The sequence below is a fragment of the Williamsia sp. genome, assembly GCF_016462415.1.
Taxonomy (GTDB): domain Bacteria; phylum Actinomycetota; class Actinomycetes; order Mycobacteriales; family Mycobacteriaceae; genus Williamsia_A.
In genome coordinates, this window is sequence record NZ_JAEMTF010000046.1 from 1 (window position 1) to 3260 (window position 3260).

Annotated in this window: 3 protein-coding genes; 1 reads left to right on the top strand and 2 read right to left on the bottom strand. The window is 67.6% G+C overall.

The window, feature by feature from the left end; genetic code table 11:
• Positions 1-1143, top strand: a 1143-nt coding sequence (locus tag JHC79_RS12700) for an alkaline phosphatase D family protein (protein ID WP_296391281.1), incomplete at its 5' end; no start/stop codon positions are given.
• Between the two features lie 89 nt (positions 1144-1232).
• Here the strand turns inward: JHC79_RS12700 and JHC79_RS12705 are convergent.
• Positions 1233-2099, bottom strand: coding sequence for an acyl-ACP desaturase (locus JHC79_RS12705; RefSeq protein ID WP_296391283.1), 867 nt, complete (start codon positions 2097-2099; stop codon positions 1233-1235).
• Positions 2100-2148: 49 nt separating this feature from the next.
• The coding region (gene glyA / locus JHC79_RS12710; protein ID WP_296391285.1) for a serine hydroxymethyltransferase at positions 2149-3260 on the bottom strand (1112 nt) is incomplete at its 5' end.

The following is a 3260-nucleotide window of genomic DNA, read 5'->3' on the forward strand; positions in this document are numbered from 1 at the left end:
GCCGGGTCCCCACTGGCCGCGCTGACCTTCGCGTGGGCCTCCTGCCAGTCGTGGGGTGACGGGTTCTTCAACGCCTACGAGGACATGGCGTCGTTCGCACCCGACGTCGTCTTCCATCTCGGTGACTACGTCTACGAGAAGGGGATCCCGGCCGGAGGCGGTCGACGTAACACCGCCGCAATGCCCGCCTCCTGCCTGACCGAGATGATGACGCTCGACGACTACCGCGACCGTTACGCGCTCTACAAGCTCGACCCACAGCTGCAGCACGCCCACCGCGTGAGCCCGTTCATCACCGTTTTCGACGACCACGAGGTCGAGAACAACTGGGCGGGCGCCATCTCCGAGGACAACGCCCCGATCCCGCAGTTCCTGGCGCGACGCGCCCAGGCGATGAAGGCATGGTGGGAGAACACCCCGGTGCGTGCGGCCCAGCGACCGCTCGGACCCGACGTCCAGGCCTACCGCCGCTTCGATTTCGGCGACCTCGCACGGTTCGACGTCCTCGACACACGGCAGTACCGCAGCGATCAGGTCAACGGGGACATGGACTCCCCGCAGGACGCGCAGACCGCCGATCCGCGGCGGACCATCACCGGCGCCCGGCAGGAACGATGGATCCTCGACAGCCTCGGATCCAGTCGTCGGCGCTGGAATGTGTTGGCACACCAGACGACCATCGCCGACCTCGCCCGCGAGACCGGCGGCGAGCGCAAGGTCAGCATGGACGGGTGGAGCGGCTACGAGGCGTCGCGTGCGCGCATACTCGACGGAGCCCGTGAGCGTCGGGTCCGCAACCTGGTCTCGATCGTCGGCGACATCCACCGCAGCGTGGTGTCCGACCTCCGGTCCACCTACACCCGCGAATCCCCCACCGTCGGTGTCGAACTGGCGGGGACCTCGATCGCGTCGGGCAAGGATGGCGCCGACAGCGACGCGAGCGACAAGGCGCTCAAGGCCGCTTCACCGCACGTCCGCTTCGGCAACGCCCAGCGTGGCTACGTCCTCAACCGCGTCACCCGGACGCAGTGGCAGGCCGAGTTCCGGGTCGCCGACTCGATCGCCGACCCGCAGAACCCGCTGCATCGCAGGGCGGTCGTCACCATCCCCGACGGACGACCCCAGGCCGACGTCTCCGTCTGAGCGAAATTGTCAACACAAAGGTCACCTCTGCGCACTCATCCGGACTCATCGTCCCGACCGTGCACCAGAGGTGACCTCTGTGGATTGAGCTATGCGTTCGCGCGGGCGAAGAGTTCCTGGCGGGCGGCTTCGGCATCCGCACCGAGACCGTCGAGGGACTTCAGACCCAGCGAGGAGATCAGGCTCGTGGCGACACTGCTGAGAACCGACGAGTCGGTGTACTCGCCGAGCAGCGCATACTCCTGCTCGAAGTTCGCGATGTCGGCGCCGATCGGCACCGCGGCGTTGACCGCCGCGGCAACCGCGAGGACCGTGTCGTCGGGTTCGGCGTTGAGTGCGGCGTTGAGGAACGCGATGAACGTGGCGGCCTGCACCTCGTCGTCCTTGGCCACGAGACCGAGCATGTCGGCCAGGCTCTTCGTCTCGACCTTCTCGGCGAGCGCGCGGGCGAACCGTGACGCCTGCAGCTCGTGCACAGCCATCAGCGCCAGCGCCAACGCGGGTCCGGTGGACTCGCGGAAATCGCTGTTCTGCTGGTAGCCCTGGGTCACATGCGACAGGCGCAGGGCCTCGAGCGCCTCGGGATCGATCTGCCGGGTGACCACCAGGTGGTCGCGCAGCGCGATCGAGTGCCGGTTGTCCTCCGCGGTCCAGCGACCGACCAGATCACGCCACTCCGAGAACGGCGGGAAATGCAGCCCCAGCACGCGGTGGAACGACGGCAGGTTCTCCTTCGTGAGGAGCAGCGCGAGAACGGCCGCACGGACCTCTGCCGACATCGTCGACTCGGCGGCGTCCCAGTCGGATCCACCCAGGAACGCGAAGTTGCGTCCCTCGTCCCACGGCACCAGATCGTGCGGATTCCACGTGATGGAATCCTCCTCGTGCGCGGCGGCGATCTCCGGCAGAGCCTTCTCCAGAGCCAGGATCAGGTCGTCGTAGGCAATGTTCTTCACGCGGAACACGATAGAGACTCGGCGGGACGGAAGCCAACGAATGCCGTTTTCACGCGTGCACCCCGGTGCTCAGCATGCCCCACTCCTCGAGCCCCTCGTAGAGCGGGAAATCCAGGGCGAGCTGCGAGACCCGTCCGCGCAACGCGGCCACGTCGGCGGACGTGCCGGCGGCAAGCGCGGTACCGATGATGTCGGCGACCTCGGTGAACTCGGTCGCCGAGAAACCACGGGTCGCCAGGGCGGGCGTACCGATGCGCAACCCGGAGGTCACCATCGGGGGACGCGGGTCGAACGGAACGGCGTTGCGGTTGACCGTGATACCGACCTGGTGCAGCAGATCCTCGGCCTGCTGACCGTCCATCTCGCTGTTGCGCAGATCGGCGAGCACCAGGTGGACGTCGGTGCCGCCGGTGAGGACGGACACGCCCGCCGCGGACACGTCCGAGCCGGTGAGCCGGTCGGCGAGCAGCTGCGCACCCTCGATCGTGCGGCGCTGCCGGTCGACGAACTCCTCGGTGGCCGCGATCTTCAGGGCGACGGCCTTGGCCGCGATCACATGCATCAACGGCCCACCCTGCTGGCCGGGGAACACCGCCGAGTTGAGCTTCTTGGCCCACTCCTGCTTGGCCAGGATGATGCCGGAGCGCGGACCACCGAGCGTCTTGTGCACGGTGCTGGTGACCACGTCGGCGTAGGGCACCGGCGAGGGGTGCAGTCCGGCGGCGACGAGTCCGGCGAAGTGCGCCATGTCGACCCACAGGTACGCACCGACCTCATCGGCGATGGAGCGGAACGCCTCGAAGTCGAGGGTGCGTGGGTAGGCCGACCAGCCGGCGACGATCACCTTGGGCTTCTCGGCGATCGCGATCGACCGGACCTCGTCCATGTCGATGCGGTAGTCCTCTTTGCTCACCCCGTAGGCGGCGGTGTCGTAGAGCTTCCCGGAGAAATTCAGTCGCATGCCGTGGGTGAGGTGCCCGCCGTGTGCGAGATCGAGACCGAGCAACTTCTCGCCCGGGTTCATCAGTGCCATCAGGACGGCGGCGTTGGCCTGCGCGCCGGAATGCGGCTGCACGTTGGCGAAATCCGCCCCGAACAGCGACTTTGCGCGTTCGCGGGCGATGTTCTCCACGACGTCGACGTACTCGCAGCCCCCGTAGT